Origin of the sequence: Virgibacillus salarius, from assembly GCF_039521925.1 — a bacterium.
GTDB lineage: Bacteria > Bacillota > Bacilli > Bacillales > Amphibacillaceae > Virgibacillus > Virgibacillus salarius.
In genome coordinates this window covers 47,720-68,170 of sequence record NZ_BAAACY010000170.1, presented here as the reverse complement: position 1 = coordinate 68,170, position 20,451 = coordinate 47,720, and the positions used below count along the sequence as shown (strand labels likewise).

Sequence of the window (20,451 nt, the reverse complement as noted above, 5' to 3'; positions counted from 1 at the left end):
CTTTGCAAAGTTAGTTGAGGCCGTGCCCGCGGAAAGCGAAGCAATTAGTCGGAGCATTGCCAATATACATTAAACATTTCAAAATAACTACTTGGCTTAACACAGTCATTGCACTGATTTTATACTTTCTTAACTTAGAACAAAAGCGCAAGCGCCCGATTAGAAATATAGCGACTGGAGCAAGTCAATCGATATAAAGGAATCTATGTGTGCTTGCGAGTCGTTGATAACTTATTGGGTGATTCGTGAAGTCGCCTCGTTTCTGGGCGCTGGGGCTGAACATGACTCAACACTCCATATTTATCCATGTGGGCATATTTTATAATTTCCTAGATAATTAAAAAGCTTGTAGAGAAAAATCACCCTACAAGCTTTTACGAATAACCACAAAACAAATCTCACTAGTTATTTACTTTTCCTTTGTTTTTGTTTACGACTGAGGATCATTACAGCGATAATAAATAATAAAAATACGCCAATAATAAACCCAATAAATAACCAATTATAGCCTGTATCATTTTCTACAGCGAACACTTCTGCTGTCTCTCTGGCTAAACCAATTTTGTATTCTCCCTTATCATTTTCCCGAACAGTATTATCACCAAGATATCCACGTAGCTGTTTTCCTGACTCTAAATCACTTATTGAAACCGCCCTAGAGTGTTCATCATTATTTATTGCAATATACATCGTCTCATCTTGATAGCTCCGTTTAAATACACTCATTGCTCCATCAGAGCCAACCATTTCGAAATCGCCATGCGTTAGAACAGGAAATTTATTACGTAACGATGAGATACGGTTATGAAATTCAGTCAAGTCTGGATCACCGCTATTAAATTTCACCATTTGCTGTGCTTCAGCTAAGCCTGACCCATACATTGGCAATTCGGATCCTTGATACAATACTGGTACACCAGGAATCGTATACATATAAGTTAATGCTAGTGACCATGTCGTAAGAGCGTTTCTTCCGTTCTCTGCTAAAGTCTGCGTGAACCGCTCCGTTGATTTATTATCTACAAATATCATAGACGCTTGATCAGTTTGTTGCCAAGCTCCATATATGTCAGAAACCGGCTTTCCTGCTTCGGCGAATACCTCTGTCATTCTATTATATAACGAGTAATTTTCGATAGCATCCAATAATTTATTTTCTTTTAAATGTGTTATATCTGTTTCAGGGTCGAGAATATCTGCTAGGATATAGAAATCATCGTCCTTTGCTTTAATATTCTTAGAAAGTGTATTCAGGAATTCTGAAGATGCTTGATCAGCCGCATGTAGCTTATAACCATCAATATCGGTTTCATCCATCCAATAATTAGCCACATTCAATAAGTAAGCTTGCACTTCTGGGTTGTTCTGATTAAGTTTTACTGTATTTTTAGACCAATTGGTTTGTGGCTTTTTATTCTCGATTACCCAATCCTTCTTTGCTGTATCCTGTGCAATGGGATGACTATCTGCAATATAATTGGTAACAAGCTCCATAACTACTTTTATGTTTCGTTTATGTGCCTCTTTAATTAGTGTATGTAGATCATCCATCGTACCAAATTGTTCCTCAACAGAATAAAAATCCTCAATCCAGTAACCATGATATCCATCCGGTGCATTCGCCATAATGGGTGATAGCACCAGTGTTGTATAGCCTAATTCTTCAAAGGAATCGAGTTTGTCTATAATCCCCTTTAGGTCTCCTCCATGATATGCCATTGGATCATCTAAACGGACTTGTTTATCTCGTTCATGGTCCAGATTATTATAGCGATCCACGGTGATACTGTATAAAATCTCTTCGTTTATATTTGCACTTTCTGCTTGTATATCATTTGGCATCGCTACAAGAATAGCAAGGATAGCAAAAAAAATACTTAGGATACGTTTCATATAATTCCTCCATCTAGTAAAAGTACTCTTGTTCTATTATTGAGCTTTTATCGGAATAGTCAATATTAATCCTTACATTGTAAGAAATCATTCAAATTTTTAACCCTTGCCTCCATAGTCAGCTATAATGATAGCATAATAACCTGTTGTCGAGCTATGATAACCAACACGTTGTCAAAACAGAACAAAAGCGCAAGAGCCCGATTAGAAACGTAACGACTGAAGCGAGTCAACGATGATGACTTAGATTAGGGAGATTCGTGAAGACGCATCGTTTCTGGGCGTTGGAGCTGGACGTGACTTAATACGTATATTTATCCATAGGCTCAAATTTTGTAATTTCCTAGGCTATAAAAAAAGATTGCCCCAAACATAAGGACAATCTTTCTATACTTATACAGACATAGGGAGTCTAAAGAATCCCAATGCAAGTACAATAATAACGGCAATCACAAATTGGAGCCACAAACCTTTAAGTGACTTCTGCTTTCTTAACTTCACAAGCATCATTTCCATCACAGCAATAATCCAAACTCCAGCAAGTCCCTTAATGATTGCTTCAGGTAGTAATGGACTGCCATTAAAATAATACGCAATTAAATCTCCACCGGTATAAAGTATAAACAAATAGTCTAATCGCAAAATCATTTGTGTAATTTTTGCAGGCTTTTCCTTACCTTGTTTTAACATCATGTAAACTAGAGCAAATAAAATAAAACCAAGCGCCCATGCAGTAATATGCATATGTGTCATCTCTAAACTACCTCCTGCCAAATTCAATGACTATCGCTATCATACCATGATCACTTTAATAAATCATATAAAAAAATCATGACAAATTTTCTGTATCTATTCAGCAAGAAAAACTGTTATACTATTTTTGTAGATTATTTTTAAAATTCGGAGGGATCATATGGTACAAACGAGTCAGGAAATAATTGATCAGACACAGGAATATGGTGCGAAAAACTATCATCCTCTACCTGTTGTTATTGCAAAGGCTGAAGGAGTTTGGGTAGAAGATCCAGAAGGAAACCGCTATATGGACATGCTGAGTGCTTATTCAGCAGTAAACCAAGGACATCGTCACCCCAAAATTATTGAAGCCTTAAAAAAACAAGCTGATGCTGTAACATTAACCTCAAGAGCTTTCCACAATGATCAGCTTGGACCTTGGTACGAAAAAATATGTAAACTAACTAATAAAGAAATGGCCCTGCCAATGAATACAGGGGCTGAAGCTGTTGAAACAGCGATCAAAGCAGCTAGAAGATGGGCTTATGATGTAAAAGGTGTTGCAGAAGATAAAGCAGAAATCATTGCTTGTGAAGGAAATTTTCATGGAAGAACAATGACTGCTGTATCCCTTTCTTCAGAAGCTGAATACAAACGTGGATTTGGACCAATGCTGCCAGGAATTAAAATCATTCCTTATGGTGACATTGATGCATTAAAAAATGCTATTACAGAGAACACAGCGGGCTTTTTATTTGAACCGATTCAAGGTGAAGCTGGAATTGTAATGCCTCCAGAAGGATTCTTAAAGGAAGCTTATGCTATATGTAAGGAAAATAAGGTTTTGTATATCGCTGATGAAATACAAGCCGGACTTGCACGTAGTGGAAAAATGTTCGCTTGTGATTGGGAAGATGTAACTCCAGATGTTCTAATTCTCGGAAAAGCCTTAGGAGGAGGCGTATTTCCAATCTCCTGTGTCGTCGCTAATAAAGATATCTTGGGTGTATTTAACCCTGGATCACACGGTTCAACCTTTGGTGGAAATCCACTAGCTTGTGCAGTTTCCACAGCATCTTTAGAAGTACTAGAGGAAGAAAATTTGGCAGAACGCTCGTTAGAGCTTGGGAGCTATATGATGGCTGAACTCAATACGATTGATAATCCCAAAATAAAAGAAGTACGTGGTAAAGGTCTATTTATTGGTATGGAGTTAACAGAGGCCGCTCGCCCGTATTGTGAAGCGTTAAAAGAAAAGGGATTACTATGTAAAGAAACTCATGACAATGTAATACGCTTTGCTCCTCCACTTATTATTGATAAAACAGATCTCGATTGGGCTATTAGTCATATCCGTGAAGTGTTTAACGGTTAAGTACGAATTTTTATAATGTATACAGAAAGGCTGTCCCATAAGTCAAGCTAGACTTGTGAACAGCCTTTTTAATAGCTTTATTGCAGACTACAGCAGTAATTCATAGCCACAGATGAAATAAATTACGTTTCTCACAATTCGTACAGGTAGAAAGGAGTTTCAGTCAAATCCATGATAGTTATGGAGATGTCTTCTTGAGTCATGAAAATGGAAAACGTAGAAAGTTTGCTGACTGCCCTAACTTTCTGTAGTTTATCATTAGCCTGCATCAAATTCATGATTTAAAATGGAATATAATTTTAAATCATAATGTATTCCGTTTACTTGCATGGCCATTCTCATTATTCCTTCAAAGGTCATTCCTACCTTTTCCATTACTCTTTCAGACGCAAGATTTTCTCGAAAACATCTTGCTTGGATACGTACTAAATTCATCTCTGTAAATCCATATGCTATCACTCTCATTGCAGCTTCTGTCATCATTCCTCTTCCCCAATAGTCTCTAGAAATGATATACGCTATTTCTGCCGTACGATGTTTTTTCTTCCATGATACAAAATTAATCGTTCCTATTAAATGATGTGTTTGTTTATCTTGAATTCCCCAGAAGACATAATTATTTCCTTTGTACTGATTTAATATTAGATTAAGAAATATATGGGTATCGGCCATCGATTGATGGGCATCCCAATTCACATATTTAGCTACTTCTTTATCGGAGCAATAAGCAAACATATCCGCAGCATCATCGATGGTAACCCTTCGTAATCGCATTCGCTCTGTTTCAAGTGTTGGAAAGTTATCTTTTGGAACTCGCATCACTTCTCCCCCATTCACCCTTGATTTTTCCTACGAAGATACTGTTTCTGATTATAGGTCAAGCTACGCCATATCCATTCTAATGGACCAAACCGAAAATGAATAAACCACCATTTACTATATATGATCTGTAAGAAATAAATGACAATAACCATAAGTACTCCAATTAATGGTGATATAGCTCCATATAGACCAAATCCAACCCCATAAAATAAGACAAAACATATGACAGATTGTGTAATATAATTGGTTAATGCCATTCTGCCTACATAAACTAATGGTTGGAGTATTGCAGCGCCCACCTTGGTTTGAGCTAACAGTGTAATCGATGTTAAATAAAATAGTGCTGAAAATGAGCCACCTATATTATCTTGAATCATCGAAAACCATGTCGGATTCCCAAACAAATAGGGAGCTAGCTTTAAGAGAATGAAGAGAATCAAGGAACTAAACCAAAGCCTTTTAATAATAGAATGATATTGCTTCGGTTTATGTAGCCAGCGTTTCCGTGCAATGTACATTCCAAATAGAAATAAAGGTAAAATGGTTGCAATCATTATGAAAAAAACAATTCCTCCATTACCATACATCCAATCTTGAAAGTTTTGATACCAAATGGCTTGAATAGTGGTACTTTGATAATTTTCAAGCGCTTGATTTATCATTACATCGTCATATTCATTAAGAAAATGCCTCGCATTATACAAAAATAGTGTTAACATACTAACACTTCCAACTAACAGAGTAACTCCCCAGCCAAGTAGCGTCCGATCTTTCACATCCAAGAATAAAAGTAAAAACAACCCAATTATTCCATACGACAATAAAATATCACCATGCCATATTAAAAACGCATGAATTATTCCAAATCCAATTAAAACCATGAGCCTGCGAATTAGAATCGGATAAAAGGCAATTCCTTTTACAAATAGCCCTTCCTTCATTAACTGAATGCCAAAGCCAAACAAAATTGAAAATAATGGATAGAAGCTTGCTTGAAAAAATATGTCGATAATACCTTGAACCGTATGATCCAAACTAGATGGCCACGCTACCCCTTCTCCTCCATACAAAAAATAAGGTGCACTGAAGGCGCCAATATTCACAATAAATATACCAAAAATAGCGAAGCCTCTAGCTGCATCAATCCAAACCAACCGATCTTTTTCACGAGTCGGTGTTGCCTTTATATCCATCATATACTCCCTTTCTGCTTCGTACCTCATATTATTCGATAAAAAACAAAACAATCCTGCTAAAGATCCTCAACAAAATAGAAGATTTTCATAAGCTAACAGTAAAGGAGGAGTCCAAATGCCAGCAAAAGTCGGTGCAGTCAAAGTAATTAATATATCTTCCTCCAGTATTTTTAATATTGGCGATGTGTATTCCATATCCCCAGACAGTACTGCCAAAACCTATGCTGGTGGAGGGTCTTTCAATACTGGAAGAGGTATTCGTGTAAACTTGGGGAATTCTAAAACCTATGTTTTTGATCCCGACAATTTTGATCAACCTATAATCTCGGAGGAATAAAGATGAATATCACTGTCCATCAATCCATTAGTATTTATATGATAAAAGTCGGTGCTATTACCAATTCTTCTGTATTGCAAATTGGAAGCACTGGCAGTCTACAAGCCCAATCCGATATATACAATACAGGCGGATTTACAGAAGCTGCTGAGGAGGCAGAAGCAATTAGTGAGACTACTCCTCTTGTACCTTTAGCCCCTTAAATCGCACATTTTTGTAGGTAATGCATAAACTAAGCATAGGCATTCGTCTACACTGTGCAAGGGGGGTTTATTTTCATGAACAATAATGATTGGTCAAAATATATTTATGATTTACATGAACATATGAAGCAGCAGGAGAATCTAATCCAAACATTAATGTCGAGAGTAAACCAATTGGAGGATAGTTTGCAAGCTGCTAAATCTAATAAGATTGAAAAGGTGGAATATCACTTCGACCAACTGAAGATTGAGCATTTAGACGGTACGCTTCATATCGGTTTATCCCCACAGGACTTAGCAAACCTTGAAGATACGGGTTTCCCAAACCAGCCTGACATACCAAATTATCAGCCACCACTTAAACAAACCTTACAATCAGAATTAGGAAATTATCTCCATGAAACCGGTCCCTCTATTATTCGTCAGCTCGCAAGAGAGCACAGTGTAAATTTAAACGATGGATATCCCTCCGTTCTTATACAAGATATAGAAAAACAGTTGCCTGGACGGATTGCCTTTCATGAAAATGAGGCAACACAAAATGGTAACCTTAAATCAAGAGAGGAATTGCATGCTTATATATCAGATAACATTAAAAGTGAAATTCAAAAATCGCTAGCTCATTTTATGCATACCAAAAAGAATAAAGGAGAATCATCATGAACATGGAAGTCCATAACTGGGGACTAAATGTTGAAAATGTTAATGTAGATAACGTATCTGCCTCATCCGTTTTTTTGATTGGGGACAACGATGAGATATGTCTTTCATCTTTTTTTGATACACCACCAGAGGCCTTTACTTTTGGAAATATTGTACCATTAGCCCCATAAGGAGAGAATAACTCGTGCAAAAACGAATCGCTCATGTATCCGATATGTTTACCAATTCTGTTTCCTTTAGTGGCGTTGTTTCAATTGGAGACACATTCAATGCCAATTTAAATTCCAAAGGGATTGCGGTACAAAAAGAGGGAGATTACTTCACAAAAGCAGATGAGGAATACTTTGAGGATTATCCGATTTTCACCAGAAAAGCAAACTGGCTGAAAGATGGGAAAACCGTAAATAAATCTACTTTTCATCACGACTGTTCTATTAATGTCCACCATGTTTCTTTAATTGGAGTTAGTAGTTCCTCCTTAATGCAAATCGGGAGCGTGGAAAATATAGCTGCAGATGCACGATTAAAGCATTTCCGAAAGCTCCAAGATTAAATAAGACACCAATCCTTGTTCCATCTCATAGACTGTTTTAAGAATACTATGATAGAAGGTGTTAGCATGCCCGCTATTGTTGGACCAGTAAAAATAATTAGTGTTGGCGGAGGTGTGGTTAACTTTGGTGATTCCTTTTATTTATCTCCAAAGGATACTGCAAAAACTAACGCTGGTTCTGGCTCACTTAATACAGGTGACTTCATCTGTACGAATAACGGCGTCAGTACAACCAATCCGTTTGACCCTGATTTAAACGATCAAAACATTACGGCAAACGCATAAACATTATGAAATAAGCTTGTGGAATCCTTAGTGGTTCTACAAGCTTATTATTGAGCCTTTGCTCCCACACTATATTTCGGCGGGAGTGTAAAGGATGGTTTCGTCTTTAAAAAGAGCCGTTTTAGTATGTCGCACCCCCTTGTACATAACAAAACAGAATTTTGCTTTACTCTACTATTAGCCTAGCTTTTTAATTCCTGTGGCACTTCAACAAGTTGATTTTTCGCAAAGAAATACAAATATGTTTCCTTTACAGGCTGTTTCCAAATCGTTTCAACAGCATATCGATAAAGCTTCATTTGCGTAAAATAACGGTGTAGCATTTTTTCCTTGACTTGCTCTGTCCATTCAGCATTAATGGCATCCGTTTTATAATCGATCATTATCCAACCATCTTCTTTTGGAATAAGACAATCGATTACCCCTTGTATTAGCACATTTTCTTCTGGTGCGTGCCATGTTGTATAAACTTCACTTGCTGGCAATGCAAGACTAAATGGTACCTCGCGATAGAATTTAGGTCCACCCATGATAAATGCAGCAATCGGTGTATGATAAAATTGCTCAATTGCATGGATGTCAATCTGGCCTGCTTCTTGTCTTCCTATAATCTCTTTTTCTATCATTTTTTCAATTTCTTCCTCTATTTGCAAACCATTTAATACTCGTTTAATAGGTAAATGCTGCATGACTGTGTGCATTGCAGTTCCTTTTTCAGCTGAAATCATTGATTTTTCCTTTTGCATAAATACTGGTCGTTTAACAATCGGCTTTTGAAATGTAGCTACAAGCTGATCAGAACTATATTCATCCTTTATTTCCTGTTGCCTTTTAATTTCAGTTACTGTTTGTTTTGCCCTTGAGGTCGCAGCCTCTCGATAGGGATACGTAAATTGCAAACGTTGATCAACGATATATTTGAGTTCATTATCTGTTAAATCCAACGGCTTCCATTTAGAAATGTGCTCATATAATTGCACATCATTGTCCTTATTAGGTTCCGTATTATTGACCAGCTCACTTCCATGAATAATGGTCACATCCCAATGTGACGGATCATGCTCTATCGTTTCATTCGACATTTTTGAGGTATCGCCTAATCGTAACATTTCGCAGTCACGATGACGTAAGAGCGCTGGACCAACCCAATCCAGATAGGTTTTTGATTCGATGCGGAAGTACGAAGGAAGTACCCATTCATGATGCTCCCTTATTTTCTCCCATTTCTCTATTTTTTTCTCTAAAGATGGTACACTCCCTATCATGACAAGTTTTTCTTTTGCGCGAGTTAATGCAACATAAAGTACACGCATTTCCTCTGCGAGCTGCTCCCTCAATTTTTCACGCTTTAACGCTTGATAATACAGTGTTGGATAGCTAATTCGCTTAACTGGGTCGATGTATTTACTGGCAAAACCATAATCCTTATGCAATAAGTATTTCTGATTTAAATCCATCAAATTAAATTGTTTATCCATCCCCCCTAAAAGCACTACAGGGAATTCAAGTCCCTTACTTTTATGAATCGTCATAATACGTACAACGTCCTCTTGTTCACTCAGAGCCCTTGCTGCTCCAAGGTCATCCCCTCGTTCTTCCATTCGCTCGATAAAGCGTAGGAATCGAAATAATCCACGAAATGACGTTTTTTCATACGTTCGCGCTCGATCATAGAGAGCTCGGAGATTCGCCTGTCGTTGTCTGCCTCCTGGCATACCTCCAACAAAGTCGTAATACCCTGTTTCTCGAAAAATCTGCCAAATCAACTCAGATAAAGAACCTTGCCTAGATGCTAAACGGTATCTTTCCCGATTGTCAACAAAACGTTGAAGCCTTTTTGCAGTTTCATTTGTATGCTGCTTAACATAGTTTTTTAATGCATCATAAAACGAAAGATTCTTTCCTGCTAATCGAATTGCTGCCAATTCTTCTTCATTTAAACCAACTATTGGTGAACGTAATACTGACGCTAATGGGATGTCCTGTCTCGGATTATCAATCACTTTTAAAAGGCTAATCATTACCTTTATTTCAATTGCTTCAAAATAACCTGTTGATAATTCTGCATATACAGGAATACCTTGTTTTTTCAACTCATCTGTAATAGCCGGAGCCCATGTCATCGACCGAAGCAGAATGACAACATCCCGATATTGCATATCCCTTTGGGCGTTTGTTTCCTTATCAACCACTTGCAAAGGTGCTTGATCTGCTTGACCAATCCAATTTTTAATTTTTTTAGCATATACTCTAGCTTCAAGCTCTGCCTTTTCCAAATCTCGGAAGTCCACTTCCTCCATACTTTCTTCTTGTTCATCAATATGGCGATCTATAATTACCAACTCTGGATTTGGCTGACTATAAGGATATTCATCATACATTTTATTGCCATAAATTAGCTCCGCATTTTCATCATAGTTTATTTCACCAAGAGCTTCATCGATAATTTGTCGAAAGATATAATTCGTTCCAGTTAAAACTTGCTCTCTACTTCTAAAGTTTCTGGCTAAATCAATGCGTTTTCCCGAATTAGTATTAGCAGCAAATCGTTTATACTTACCAATAAACAAAGACGGCTCCGCATGTCGAAAACGGTAAATACTTTGCTTTACATCTCCTACCATAAATCGATTTCCCTTACCAATTTGATCACTTAATAAATGTAGAATGGTCTCTTGTACTAGGTTAGTATCCTGATATTCATCGATGAGTAATTCAGAAAATCGTCGTTGAAATCCAACTGCCACTTTTGATGGTGTTGGTGACTCGGTTGAATCATCTTCATTTAATAACTGTAAGCAATAATGTTCGAGGTCCGTGAAATCTACCATTGCTCGCTCCCGCTTCTCTTTTGTAAAGCGTTGTTTAAATTCCTTCACTAACTCCGTCAATTGTTTAATTACTGGCGCCATTTCACGCATATCTTCTAAATGACTAGCTAAATCTCTACTAAACCAGTCCTGCTTCATATCATTCCAACGTTTTTTATAGCTATTTCTTAGCTTTTGAACATGCTTTTTTTTCTCCTCATTTACTTCAACACGTTGACTCGATAGTTTTGAAAATGTGTAGTCTTTCATGAAATTATAAAGTTGATTCCAATCACCTTGAACTCGTTTAACTTCCTGCAACATAGCTATATCTTCTTCTATCGTATTCGCATACTGGTACGGTCCGTCATTTTCTTTTGTTATATTCATAGCAAGTAGCATTTCTTGCTGAATAGCTTCAAACTTCCCTTCCACCTCACGCTTAAGTATATTTAACCAATAAAGATCTATTTGCTCATCATTTTCTGATACATCATACGCATTTGCTAATTGATCTAGCCAGTGATCAGGCCAAGGATTCTGTACAGCAAACGAATAGAGAGAAAGGATTAAGTCTTCTACTTCAGCATCACTACGGTCACTCGAAAAACGATCTACGACTTGAAAAAATAATGCCTGGTCAGCGCCATCTGCACCATACCAATCCTCAAACAAATCATCCATTACCTCTTGTTTCATTAAATCTACTTCCATTTCATTAGCAATGCGAAATGAAGGATCAATATCTAATAAATATGCATATTGACGTACAACTTCAAGACAAAAGGAATGCAGTGTGGATATCGATGCCCGTTGTAGTAGGGATAATTGTTTCTTTAGATGTTGGGAAGATGGGTCTTCAGCCAAAGCCTTTTCAAGAGCTGCGCCAACTCGCTTACGCATTTCTTGGGCTGCAGCATTTGTAAAGGTTACTACGAGTAGAGAATCGATATCTACTGGGTTCTCTTTATTAAGGAGCTTCTGTATTATTCGTTCAACGAGTACAGCGGTCTTCCCTGAACCTGCTGCCGCTGCAACGAGTACATCGCTCCCACTGGTATATATTGCTTCCTCTTGTTCTTTTGTCCAGCTTACCATGAATCGCCCTCCTCTCTCTGAATACGGTTAAGGATATCTTCATCCTTTAAGTCGGTTAGCTTTCTGTAATCATTCGTTGCTATGGTTGAATCAAACTGACATACAGCATGGAATGGGCAATATGTACATGCAACTTGCTGCTTATGCTGATAAGGGTTTAAATCAACTCCCCCTGTAGTCATATCAATACCAGCTTTAGCCATAAGTCGATGCATATGATTTTGTAAACTAGCGAATGTTTGTTGATCTGCTATTTTGGAATAACTATAAAAGCCACCCTTTTTCTTTACACCTGCAGGAACAATTTGGCTAGCTCCAGAATCTAATGCAGTATCCATCCATTTCACAATTTCTTCGTCTGATAATAGTAATCCTTGCATTTTATATTTCTTAAACAATTCTTCCGCGATGGAGGCATCATCAAGTCTCCCTTTTCCTGTAATCATTGGATTATGGACATGGAAGTATAATACTCCTGCTGGTGTCGCTTGAACCCCTAGCCACTTTTCAGAGTGCGTTAACACCACATCTAAATACGTAAGCATTTGTAGAGCTAGACCATAATAAACTTCCATTAGGTTAAGTCCTTTGGCACTAGACTTATAATCTATAATTCGTAAAAATAGTTCATCATCCTTTATTGCTCTGTCGACACGATCAATTCTACCTCGTAGCATTAACTCAAAACCATTCTCCAACGTAATCGTTAATGGTGGCAGCTTCTGATTTTTACCAAAACCTAATTCTAACCCAACTGGAGAGAAATTACTTTGTCTTGCCTGCTCACTTAATACAAAAGCCGCTCGTGCGATAACTTCTTCCAGCTTTTGTTGAATGTATTTATAACGGTTAGAACTGTGTAGAATCTGATGCTGCAGTACTGGCGCTAAATGGCTTACAGCCTTAGACGCATAATTAGCTGCATCAGACTGGTTCAAGTGTGAAAAATCTCTACCTTCGCTTTGAACCCATTCTGTAATGGTTTTTAACGCTTCATGGAATAATTGTCCAATATCTGGTGCATCTAACTTGTATGTTCTACGCTCTTCAAGTCCTAAACTGTATTTTGCAAAGTGCTGGTATGAACATCGATAATATGTCTCTAATCGAGAAACACTCGCCTTTACCTGTTTTGGATAAAGCTGATCAATGGTTTCACTAGACAAGTCGGTAGGTTTATTTTGATAGAATAAACTTTGTAAAATTCGATACGTCGTATGATACTTCTTGTGATGCTCCATATACCAATTCAGTACATACCACCATATGCTCCTAACAGGGTAGCCTTTTTGATATCTAGCTAACTGAGCTGTTAAAGCAGCTCTTGTCTTCGTTGGTGTCGTTATAAATCGACCTGCATCTAATAATTCATCAGGATCCTGCAAAACCAAGTGGTCACTGGAGCTTGGAAATAGATCCTCCATACGCTTAATCAGCTGTGAAGGCATCTTTGCCTTTCCTTCATCATCACTTAAAGGATAACTAATCCACAATCTGTCTCTAGCTACCGTAAATGCTATATACATATAGAACCAATCATCAAGTAATTGGCGCTTGCTACTTTCTGCTAGCTTTAATCCATGACCAGCCAGCATTTCTCTTTCCTGTTCATTTATCAATCCATCAGTTGGTGGTTTCATTGGCCAAACGCCTTCATTTACACCGAGAAGGAAACCACATTTTATTCCACTGATTCGAGAACGATCGATAGAACCAACTATGACATGGTCCATACTTGGCGGAACATGAGCAAACGTTAACGTCTCGAAACCAGCTTCTAATGTTTTTCGAAACGTAGTTAGTGACATTTCCTCTTCTCCAGCCATCTCAACGATTTCATCAAACAATTGAATGACAGCATCCCATACCTGCTCCTGTTCCCTTCCTTTTTCAAGCTCTCCAACATTATCATAATCCGTACGTATTTCCTCTAATCGAACGGGAACTTGTAATTCCTCTAGTAATAAATAAATGGTTTCACATTTTTCCTGAACGGTTGAAGCGTCTCTCATTTGCGTATCGAAGTTTCCTAATGCCTGCGCCACTTGGTTACGATAATGATTTATTCTTGCTTGTGTATCTCTTTCCATATCTGTTTGCGCCATTTGGTCAAATCCTCGAAATCTTTGAAACACCCACTCTTCTTCTCCTAGCCAGTGCTCTCTTGATCTAATTCCATACTCTAGTACATAATTTTCTAATTCATCTATTGCGTCAGGGTTTAGCGGATATTCCTTATTTAAACTTGGAATAAAACCAGTTTTGAGTACGCGAAAAACAGCATCATATCGCCAATTTCCTTCTACCATATCTAATAAAGAACGAATCAATTCAATTAGCGCATGATTCTGCATGGTTCTTTTTTCATCAATAAAAACTGGAATGTCATAATCATTAAAGAGCGTTGCAATTAAATCATGGTACGTATCGGTTTGCCGAATAAACAGCGCAATATCACGATAACGATAGCCCTCTTCCCTAACAAGTCGAACAATCTCTTGAGCTGCTCCTTCTACTTCTGCTCGGGGATGGACTGCTTCTGCAATTTGCAGTGGAACTTGCCCATCATAGTGAGGGACAGGTCGGACATCAAAATTTTTTTCCAAATGTGCAAAGTAAGGCCGATCTCGAAATCTTCCATATTCAGGGTCAAGTTCAACGGTCTCTTCTATCATTACGTCATTCATTTCCGCAGTTTGCTTAAGTGCTTGGTAGGTTTCCGTTGTCTGGTAAAATAAATCCAATTCAGACACACCGTCCCCCTCTGGCTGCTCCACAGTTAACGCGACAGTTACACGTTTGCATTTTTTCATAAGTGCTTCTACTACCATCATTTCTTTTGGTGTAAACCGATGAAACCCATCAACGTATATCTCTGCTTCATGTAATAATTGCGATTCTTTGATCTTATCAGCAAGTAATTGCAGTTGATCCTCGCCATCTATATATTTATCTTGCAAAGCAAATAGTAATTTTTCATAGATATATACTAAATCCTCAAGCTTATTCGCTAACGCCTCTTCCCCAGGCTCCTTATGTACGTATTGACCAATTTGTTCAATTTGCGCATGCAATAGCTCTGGTGTAATGGTATATCGCTTAAACTCCGTTATCATTGTTTCTAATTGATGTAAAAAACCTTGTTTTTCCATTGCTTTTTGGAAAACATGCCACTCATCTTGTTTTTCTTCTATAATTTTGCGTAGCATCATTTGAATACCAACCGTACTAATAAACTGCTTCGTCCCGCCTCCTGTTTCCTGCAGCACCCTCCAAGCCAGCCTTGAAAAGCTTGCTACTTGAGCACGAATACTCCCGCGAATATCTTTATCATTAAACAGTGTATACTCCTGTTGAAATGTCATTTGATCTGGAACGATATAGAATATAGGTGGACCTTGTGGTTCCTGAATTAATTTGGCTTTCATCTCATCCAATGAACGGCCGCTTTTCCCCGTTCCTGCTCGTCCAGTAATAAAACGGAGTCCCATAATGTTTCCCCCATTTCCTTCTCCAATTTAAAAAGCTCTCATCCTTTTATTTTACCAAAGATGAGAGCTACTACATAACTATTTGCCAAGGCTTAAACTTGCTTGAGAAAGCGGCCAATATTTCACATCTACTTTCCCTACAAGCTGTGTTTGTGAAATAAACCCAAACGATCTGCTGTCCAGACTATTATCACGATTATCGCCCATTACAAATAGTTTTCCTTCTGGAACCTCTGTTTTACCCGTAATTTCTTCTAAGGTAAAGTTTTTGGTGTATGGTTTTCCATTACTTGCCTGAACGAACTCACTTAAAAATCGTTCTTCTACATATTTTCCATTTATATATAAGTTATCGTCCTTATATTTTATTTCATCCCCAGGAACACCTATTACACGTTTTACATAGTCCTCCTGTTTATTAGCGTGAAACACGATGACATCAAAACGATCCACATCCGTTAGATCGTAGACGACTTTATTAACCATTAATAAGTTACCATCGTTTAATGTTGGCTGCATGGATTCTCCGTCTACAACATAACTAGCAAAAATCACAGAACGGAATACCATCGCAACTATGATCCCAAGCAATACAAGTGGAATCACTTTTCGATATTTTATTTTTTTCATGCCAAACCTTCCTCCAGAGTATGTTCTCTTTACATCATACCCTGGAGGACAGTGTCTTAACCCTTTTCAGAGCCTATTTCATCTTTTTCAAGCGCCTTTTTCTGCAAACGCTTCTCGATATACTTACCAATAATCCAAAAAAGGACGATGCAACCTCCAACAATTATAGTCTTCACCGGATTTTTAGCAAATTCCATAATACTTGAGCCTACATAAGCAATGGAAAAGATCATCACCGATTTCCCCATAATTACAGCAAGAATAAACTGTTGCTTACTAATTTTCGACAAGCCTGAAACAACATTGATGACAGAGGATGGTGAAAAAGGAAAACACATTAATAAGAAAAGTGGTCCAAATCCATGTCGCTCCAACCAGGTTGTCACTTTCTTTACTTGTTTATTCCCTCGAATCGTTTTAAAAATTCGTTTATTACCAAGCTTGCGAATGACTAAAAATACTAAGATAGCGCCCAGTGCTGACCCTGCCCATGATAATAAAAAGCCTTCAAGCAACCCATATGCCGCTGCATTGGCAAATACAAATACAACCAATGGAAGAAAAGGGAGAAACGCTTCAATGAATGGCAACAATATCCCTGGTAGTGGCCCTAAATTCTCGTAATTATGAAGCAAGTGCATAATATATTCATCGAAATTGTCATTTTCAATCATTGTTTTCCAATCCGAAAGTTGGATGTCTAATAAATACATGTAGTAAAATCTCCTCAATATGTAAATGTCACTTTATCCTATTTTTAAGTCTATCTATTTTTATTTTAATGTAAACATCTAATTATGCATAGTCATATCCTTAATTTGCCACTTTCTTTTCATTTCTAATAGTTACCATTGATTAGTTTATTAATTTTTGCATATACTATGAACAAGAACAAACGTTCTTGTCAAGGAGGGAGATTGTCATGCGCTATCTAAACGAAGAAGAATTAACGATTGCTTCTCGCTTTCTGTTCCTATCGATGGCCATGGTCGTTATACAACAAGACATGCAACATTTCCAAAAAGGAGCGTTTAAAATCACAGAGCATTATATGGGACTTTTGAAAAGAATGGAGGCAGAAGCAGTCAATGAACGCAGAGTGTTACGAAGTACTATGCTTCATAAACAAATAAAGGTCGTTACATTAGAAAAAAATGATTCATTTTCTTCGTATTTATTCCTCTGCCGAGGTCGTGAGGAAAAACGGAATTATTTTAACCCTGCTATTCGAAAAAAAGTCCTAACTATTCTTGAGGAATTAATGGAAAAGGGGCAGTCCGATCAATATGCTTCTGCAAAAACCTAATACGATTATCTAAAAGATAGCGAAACTGCGCAGTTCGTTGAACCTGATTTAGCGCAGAACCATAGGAGATATCAAGAAATACACGCTTGCCATTCTTAAACAGGATTTCTGTACCATAATTAGCTGCTTTAAGAACTTGATCAATATGGGAGTGTGCAATCCATGAACATTTGGAGCTTGAAGGGGATGTAGTCGGGAAGAAATACATGCCACTAATTGGATCAATTGTGATTGGTGCTTTATGTGTAATTCCACAGATATCTTTGGTACCCTCTTGTCGACCTTTTAAACTTGCACCAAAAAACTTACAAGCATGATCGACAATTTTGCTAGGAGAAAAGCTGACTGGATATTCAGCTTCTTCTTCTAATACCATAGTAATGGGGTTATCTTTGGAATCACGTTGGGCAACAAGAGCAACAGTCAGTGGGGTGATTTCTGGTGTAGATGTATACAAATTCAACATTAAAATGCTCATCCTTTCCGAAGAAAAGAAAGTGGCTTATATATTAATTTATCAAAATTATAGAGAAAATGGAAGATAAAAACAATATCTTCACAAAATTCAACGATTGTTTTCTGCATCACCCTCATGTTTTAATTCATAATGCGATGGAGTGGTTTGCTCCTGTTTCTGAGATACATCAAACTCAGGATTTAACCATGTAAAAGTAGCAAGCTCCTTCTCTTCATCTTCGTATAAGTTCATCCCTTATCACCTCTTATCTCTATTCTCTCTCAATTTATACACAACCATACATTATTTGTTCAGTCTTATCCCACAACAAAAAAGAGGCTGGGACAAAACACAACTTCTTTACTCAAAATACGAATAATCATATTATCAATAGGAGTATCATCGCCGCACCGTGAAACTATATTCGTTTTCCGCGGGCACGGCCTCAGCTAACTTTGGTAAAGAAAAACACGTTAATACGTGGATCTTCGGACGCGTGCTGTTACCGCCGGAGTCTCGCTTATTTCAGGTGCTAAATGAATGATTCTGATCAAAAAACGAACGATAATTAATCAAAAATAATCATCGTTCGTTTTCGTTTTTAATTGTTTCTTCATTCTCTTGTCCCAGCCATTTTTTCTTCTCAATTTCGTGTATGCGATCTTAAATTTTTTCGTAATATCTTTCCTGTCGTATTTTTAGGTAATTCCTCAAGAAATTCAACAGTGGAAGGAATTTTATATTTTACTAGATAGGTAGCACAGTATTCCAATAACTCGTCCTCTGTTATAGAAGAATCATTAACCACAACGAAGCTGCATACAGCCTCTCCAGTTTGACTATCGGGAACACCGATAACAGCAACCTCGGAAACACCTGGATGGGCGTATAAAACCTCTTCCACTTCTCTTGGATATACATTATACCCACCCACAAGAATCATGTCTTTTTTCCTATCAACGATATAGAAGTACCCTTCATCATCCATTCGAGCCATATCTCCTGTATAAAGCCAACCATCCTTTAAAGCAATTGCCGATTCTTCCGGCATTTTATAATAGCCTAGCATAACGTTTGGTCCACGAACAACAAGTTCGCCTACTTCTCCCACCTGTACTTCTTCGCCAAACTCATCAACTACTTTGTTTTCCACGTGAAGGATACTTCTACCAATAGATCCTGGTTTGCGCGGACGATCCAATGGGTTAAAACAAGTTACTGGTGAGGCCTCAGATAACCCGTACCCTTCTGAAACCTTCACATGGAAGATCTCCTCAAAGGACTTTAAAAGAGCCACAGGCATAGATGCGCCGCCAGAAATACATAAACGAATCGTAGAAAAATGATCTACCATCTCTTTCCCACTTCGTACCAAGTAATTATACATTGTAGGTACACCAGCGAAAATCGTGGCTTGATATTGTTTACTAACTTGAAACACATCCGTAGGTGAAAATTTAGGCAAAATCAGTACTGTTCCACCATTCATTAATGGAGCGTTCAACGAAACCGTTAAACAAAAAACGTGAAACATAGGTAATGCAGCAATCACACGGTCTTGATTATTTATTGTTAAATAATCTGCTGTATCTTTTGCATTAGAATATAAGTTTTTATGTGAGAGCATCGCTCCCTTAGGTGTTCCTGTCGTTCCAGAGGTATATAGGATAATAGCCAAATCCTCTTGATCCAAAGAAGGGTCTATAAAGCTTGTTTCTCCAAGAGCTAAAATTTCAGTAAATGCTTTTGTTTTTTCTTGAAGAAAGAGTGGTGATGATACGTTTTTCTCGGAGTCGCAGACTATGTAATGATTAATCGCAGGTAATTGATCATCGATTGCATGAAACTTTTCCAATAATACATCCATTGTAATAACAGCCTTGACATCTCCATTCTTCACTATATATGTCATTTCACTTGATGTATATAAAGGATTAATTGGAATAATAACTAGACCAAGTCGTAACGCGCCATACAGACCAATGACATAATAAGGACTATTACCAACAACTAAGGCAACATGATCTCCTTTCTTGTATCCTAAGGATGCTAGGCCAGAGGCAAATAGCGAAACAGCATGATTCAGTTCAAAATAAGACGTTTCTTTATGTTGAAACACATATGCCGTCTTGTCAGGATACTTTTTTGCAGTAACAGCTAATTGTTCACTTAAATTCACTGCTAATCCTCCTCATGCATAATGAATGAATAATCATTCATTATGCAGCATTTTTTAATAGAAGAATACTTCCCATTACTTTGGCTATTCCTCTATCTTCAAAAACATATGAATTATTTTACTATTTTAGTATAAATTACGATTTTTATCATTTCAAGTGCAAGCGTTAACAAATTGTGAGAAATTCAAATTCTATTCCTTCACAGTAAGGAGATCACTGTGTTAAAAGCAAATTAGGCCAAAAAAAAGACATCCTTAGTTGGATTTCTTTTTTTCTCTATAAAACGAATAGACAAAGTAGATAGATAGTAATGGAGCCGTCGCCCCTGCGGAAGCAGCAACTGCTGAAGATCCCGCTAGGAGCGAGTTTGATTCCTGTAAAAGCTGCAGCTGTCCGTGAAAAGATGACGGCTCTAAT

Annotated in this window: 19 protein-coding genes; 8 read left to right on the top strand and 11 right to left on the bottom strand. The window is 37.6% G+C overall.

The window, feature by feature from the left end; genetic code table 11:
- Positions 1 to 405: 405 nt before the first annotated feature.
- Entirely contained in the window at positions 406 to 1,893 is a 1,488-nt protein-coding gene (locus ABDZ84_RS20670; RefSeq protein WP_281949216.1) for an alpha-amylase family glycosyl hydrolase, read from the bottom strand.
- 393 nt (positions 1,894 to 2,286) lie between these two features.
- Positions 2,287 to 2,646: a YisL family protein gene (locus tag ABDZ84_RS20665; RefSeq protein WP_343782843.1), complete on the bottom strand. Its 360-nt coding sequence runs from the start codon at positions 2,644 to 2,646 to the stop codon at positions 2,287 to 2,289.
- Positions 2,647 to 2,806: 160 nt separating this feature from the next.
- Here ABDZ84_RS20665 and ABDZ84_RS20660 point away from each other — a divergent pair, with 160 nt between their 5' ends.
- On the top strand, positions 2,807 to 4,003 hold the full coding sequence (locus ABDZ84_RS20660; RefSeq protein ID WP_026680622.1) for an ornithine--oxo-acid transaminase: 1,197 nt from the start codon (positions 2,807 to 2,809) through the stop codon (positions 4,001 to 4,003).
- A 258-nt stretch (positions 4,004 to 4,261) separates the two neighbouring features.
- On the opposite strand, the gene ABDZ84_RS20655 is transcribed toward ABDZ84_RS20660, so the two are convergent.
- Both ABDZ84_RS20655 and ABDZ84_RS20650 read right to left on the bottom strand, forming a co-directional pair.
- Positions 4,262 to 4,822, bottom strand: a complete 561-nt coding sequence (locus tag ABDZ84_RS20655; protein WP_026680621.1) for a GNAT family N-acetyltransferase — start codon at positions 4,820 to 4,822, stop codon at positions 4,262 to 4,264.
- A gap of 14 nt (positions 4,823 to 4,836) precedes the next feature.
- Positions 4,837 to 6,018: a DUF418 domain-containing protein gene (locus ABDZ84_RS20650; RefSeq protein WP_343782840.1), complete on the bottom strand. Its 1,182-nt coding sequence runs from the start codon at positions 6,016 to 6,018 to the stop codon at positions 4,837 to 4,839.
- A 118-nt stretch (positions 6,019 to 6,136) separates the two neighbouring features.
- On the opposite strand from ABDZ84_RS20650, the gene ABDZ84_RS20645 reads away from it, so the two are divergent.
- The 6 genes from ABDZ84_RS20645 to ABDZ84_RS20620 all read left to right on the top strand — a co-directional run bounded on the left by ABDZ84_RS20645 (position 6,137) and on the right by ABDZ84_RS20620 (position 8,062).
- Complete coding sequence (locus ABDZ84_RS20645) at positions 6,137 to 6,358, top strand: spore germination protein (protein WP_026680619.1); 222 nt, start codon at positions 6,137 to 6,139, stop codon at positions 6,356 to 6,358.
- Positions 6,359 to 6,360: 2 nt separating this feature from the next.
- Positions 6,361 to 6,561, top strand: a complete 201-nt coding sequence (locus ABDZ84_RS20640; protein ID WP_343782838.1) for a spore germination protein GerPB — start codon at positions 6,361 to 6,363, stop codon at positions 6,559 to 6,561.
- Positions 6,562 to 6,636: 75 nt separating this feature from the next.
- Complete coding sequence (gene gerPC / locus ABDZ84_RS20635; protein WP_026680617.1) at positions 6,637 to 7,224, top strand: spore germination protein GerPC; 588 nt, start codon at positions 6,637 to 6,639, stop codon at positions 7,222 to 7,224.
- Positions 7,221 to 7,394 carry a hypothetical protein gene (locus ABDZ84_RS20630; protein ID WP_026680616.1) on the top strand — a complete coding sequence of 58 codons (174 nt, stop codon included), beginning with the start codon at positions 7,221 to 7,223 and terminating at the stop codon, positions 7,392 to 7,394. Before gerPC ends, ABDZ84_RS20630 begins: the two co-directional genes overlap by 4 nt.
- Before the next feature lie 14 nt (positions 7,395 to 7,408).
- Entirely contained in the window at positions 7,409 to 7,777 is a 369-nt protein-coding gene (locus tag ABDZ84_RS20625; protein WP_026680615.1) for a spore germination protein GerPE, read from the top strand.
- 66 nt (positions 7,778 to 7,843) lie between these two features.
- Entirely contained in the window at positions 7,844 to 8,062 is a 219-nt protein-coding gene (locus ABDZ84_RS20620) for a spore germination protein (RefSeq protein ID WP_026680614.1), read from the top strand.
- Positions 8,063 to 8,244: 182 nt separating this feature from the next.
- Here the strand turns inward: ABDZ84_RS20620 and addA are convergent, their stop codons facing one another.
- The 4 genes from addA to ABDZ84_RS20600 form a co-directional block, all read right to left on the bottom strand.
- Positions 8,245 to 11,970 (bottom strand): helicase-exonuclease AddAB subunit AddA, encoded by a 3,726-nt coding sequence (gene addA, locus ABDZ84_RS20615; protein ID WP_343782835.1) that lies wholly within the window; start codon positions 11,968 to 11,970, stop codon positions 8,245 to 8,247.
- Entirely contained in the window at positions 11,964 to 15,461 is a 3,498-nt protein-coding gene (gene addB, locus ABDZ84_RS20610; RefSeq protein ID WP_026680612.1) for a helicase-exonuclease AddAB subunit AddB, read from the bottom strand. The genes addA and addB overlap by 7 nt, the downstream gene beginning before the upstream one ends.
- A gap of 78 nt (positions 15,462 to 15,539) precedes the next feature.
- The gene (gene lepB, locus ABDZ84_RS20605) at positions 15,540 to 16,091 is read right to left on the bottom strand and encodes a signal peptidase I (protein WP_026680611.1); all 552 of its coding nucleotides are present in this window, start codon (positions 16,089 to 16,091) and stop codon (positions 15,540 to 15,542) included.
- A 56-nt stretch (positions 16,092 to 16,147) separates the two neighbouring features.
- Positions 16,148 to 16,804 (bottom strand): TVP38/TMEM64 family protein, encoded by a 657-nt coding sequence (locus ABDZ84_RS20600; RefSeq protein WP_026680610.1) that lies wholly within the window; start codon positions 16,802 to 16,804, stop codon positions 16,148 to 16,150.
- A gap of 209 nt (positions 16,805 to 17,013) precedes the next feature.
- Here ABDZ84_RS20600 and ABDZ84_RS20595 point away from each other — a divergent pair, with 209 nt between their 5' ends.
- Positions 17,014 to 17,397: a YhjD family protein gene (locus tag ABDZ84_RS20595; protein ID WP_121604868.1), complete on the top strand. Its 384-nt coding sequence runs from the start codon at positions 17,014 to 17,016 to the stop codon at positions 17,395 to 17,397.
- On the opposite strand, the gene ABDZ84_RS20590 is transcribed toward ABDZ84_RS20595, so the two are convergent.
- From ABDZ84_RS20590 to ABDZ84_RS20580, 3 genes are all read right to left on the bottom strand, one after another.
- Positions 17,336 to 17,863 carry a competence protein ComK gene (locus tag ABDZ84_RS20590; protein ID WP_121604867.1) on the bottom strand — a complete coding sequence of 176 codons (528 nt, stop codon included), beginning with the start codon at positions 17,861 to 17,863 and terminating at the stop codon, positions 17,336 to 17,338. The two genes, ABDZ84_RS20595 and ABDZ84_RS20590, sit on opposite strands and share 62 nt — an antisense overlap.
- A 99-nt stretch (positions 17,864 to 17,962) precedes the next feature.
- Positions 17,963 to 18,106 carry a hypothetical protein gene (locus ABDZ84_RS20585; RefSeq protein WP_161629266.1) on the bottom strand — a complete coding sequence of 48 codons (144 nt, stop codon included), beginning with the start codon at positions 18,104 to 18,106 and terminating at the stop codon, positions 17,963 to 17,965.
- 391 nt (positions 18,107 to 18,497) lie between these two features.
- Complete coding sequence (locus ABDZ84_RS20580) at positions 18,498 to 20,033, bottom strand: fatty acid--CoA ligase family protein (RefSeq protein WP_026680609.1); 1,536 nt, start codon at positions 20,031 to 20,033, stop codon at positions 18,498 to 18,500.
- Between the last annotated feature and the right edge of the window lie 418 nt (positions 20,034 to 20,451).

Excerpts from the sequence above, each read along its gene's own strand:
- gerPC (WP_026680617.1), top strand. The coding sequence starts at position 6,637 with ATGAACAATAATGATTGGTCAAAATATATTTATGATTTACATGAACAT.
- ABDZ84_RS20650 (WP_343782840.1), bottom strand. The coding sequence starts at position 6,018 with ATGGATATAAAGGCAACACCGACTCGTGAAAAAGATCGGTTGGTTTGG.
- addA (WP_343782835.1), bottom strand. The coding sequence starts at position 11,970 with ATGGTAAGCTGGACAAAAGAACAAGAGGAAGCAATATATACCAGTGGG.
- ABDZ84_RS20595 (WP_121604868.1), top strand. The coding sequence starts at position 17,014 with ATGCGCTATCTAAACGAAGAAGAATTAACGATTGCTTCTCGCTTTCTG.
- ABDZ84_RS20600 (WP_026680610.1), bottom strand. The coding sequence starts at position 16,804 with ATGTATTTATTAGACATCCAACTTTCGGATTGGAAAACAATGATTGAA.
- ABDZ84_RS20645 (WP_026680619.1), top strand. The coding sequence starts at position 6,137 with ATGCCAGCAAAAGTCGGTGCAGTCAAAGTAATTAATATATCTTCCTCC.
- ABDZ84_RS20630 (WP_026680616.1), top strand. The coding sequence starts at position 7,221 with ATGAACATGGAAGTCCATAACTGGGGACTAAATGTTGAAAATGTTAAT.
- ABDZ84_RS20640 (WP_343782838.1), top strand. The coding sequence starts at position 6,361 with ATGAATATCACTGTCCATCAATCCATTAGTATTTATATGATAAAAGTC.
- lepB (WP_026680611.1), bottom strand. The coding sequence starts at position 16,091 with ATGAAAAAAATAAAATATCGAAAAGTGATTCCACTTGTATTGCTTGGG.
- ABDZ84_RS20590 (WP_121604867.1), bottom strand. The coding sequence starts at position 17,863 with ATGTTGAATTTGTATACATCTACACCAGAAATCACCCCACTGACTGTT.
- ABDZ84_RS20620 (WP_026680614.1), top strand. The coding sequence starts at position 7,844 with ATGCCCGCTATTGTTGGACCAGTAAAAATAATTAGTGTTGGCGGAGGT.
- ABDZ84_RS20670 (WP_281949216.1), bottom strand. The coding sequence starts at position 1,893 with ATGAAACGTATCCTAAGTATTTTTTTTGCTATCCTTGCTATTCTTGTA.
- ABDZ84_RS20660 (WP_026680622.1), top strand. The coding sequence starts at position 2,807 with ATGGTACAAACGAGTCAGGAAATAATTGATCAGACACAGGAATATGGT.
- ABDZ84_RS20585 (WP_161629266.1), bottom strand. The coding sequence starts at position 18,106 with ATGAACTTATACGAAGATGAAGAGAAGGAGCTTGCTACTTTTACATGG.
- ABDZ84_RS20655 (WP_026680621.1), bottom strand. The coding sequence starts at position 4,822 with ATGCGAGTTCCAAAAGATAACTTTCCAACACTTGAAACAGAGCGAATG.
- addB (WP_026680612.1), bottom strand. The coding sequence starts at position 15,461 with ATGGGACTCCGTTTTATTACTGGACGAGCAGGAACGGGGAAAAGCGGC.
- ABDZ84_RS20665 (WP_343782843.1), bottom strand. The coding sequence starts at position 2,646 with ATGACACATATGCATATTACTGCATGGGCGCTTGGTTTTATTTTATTT.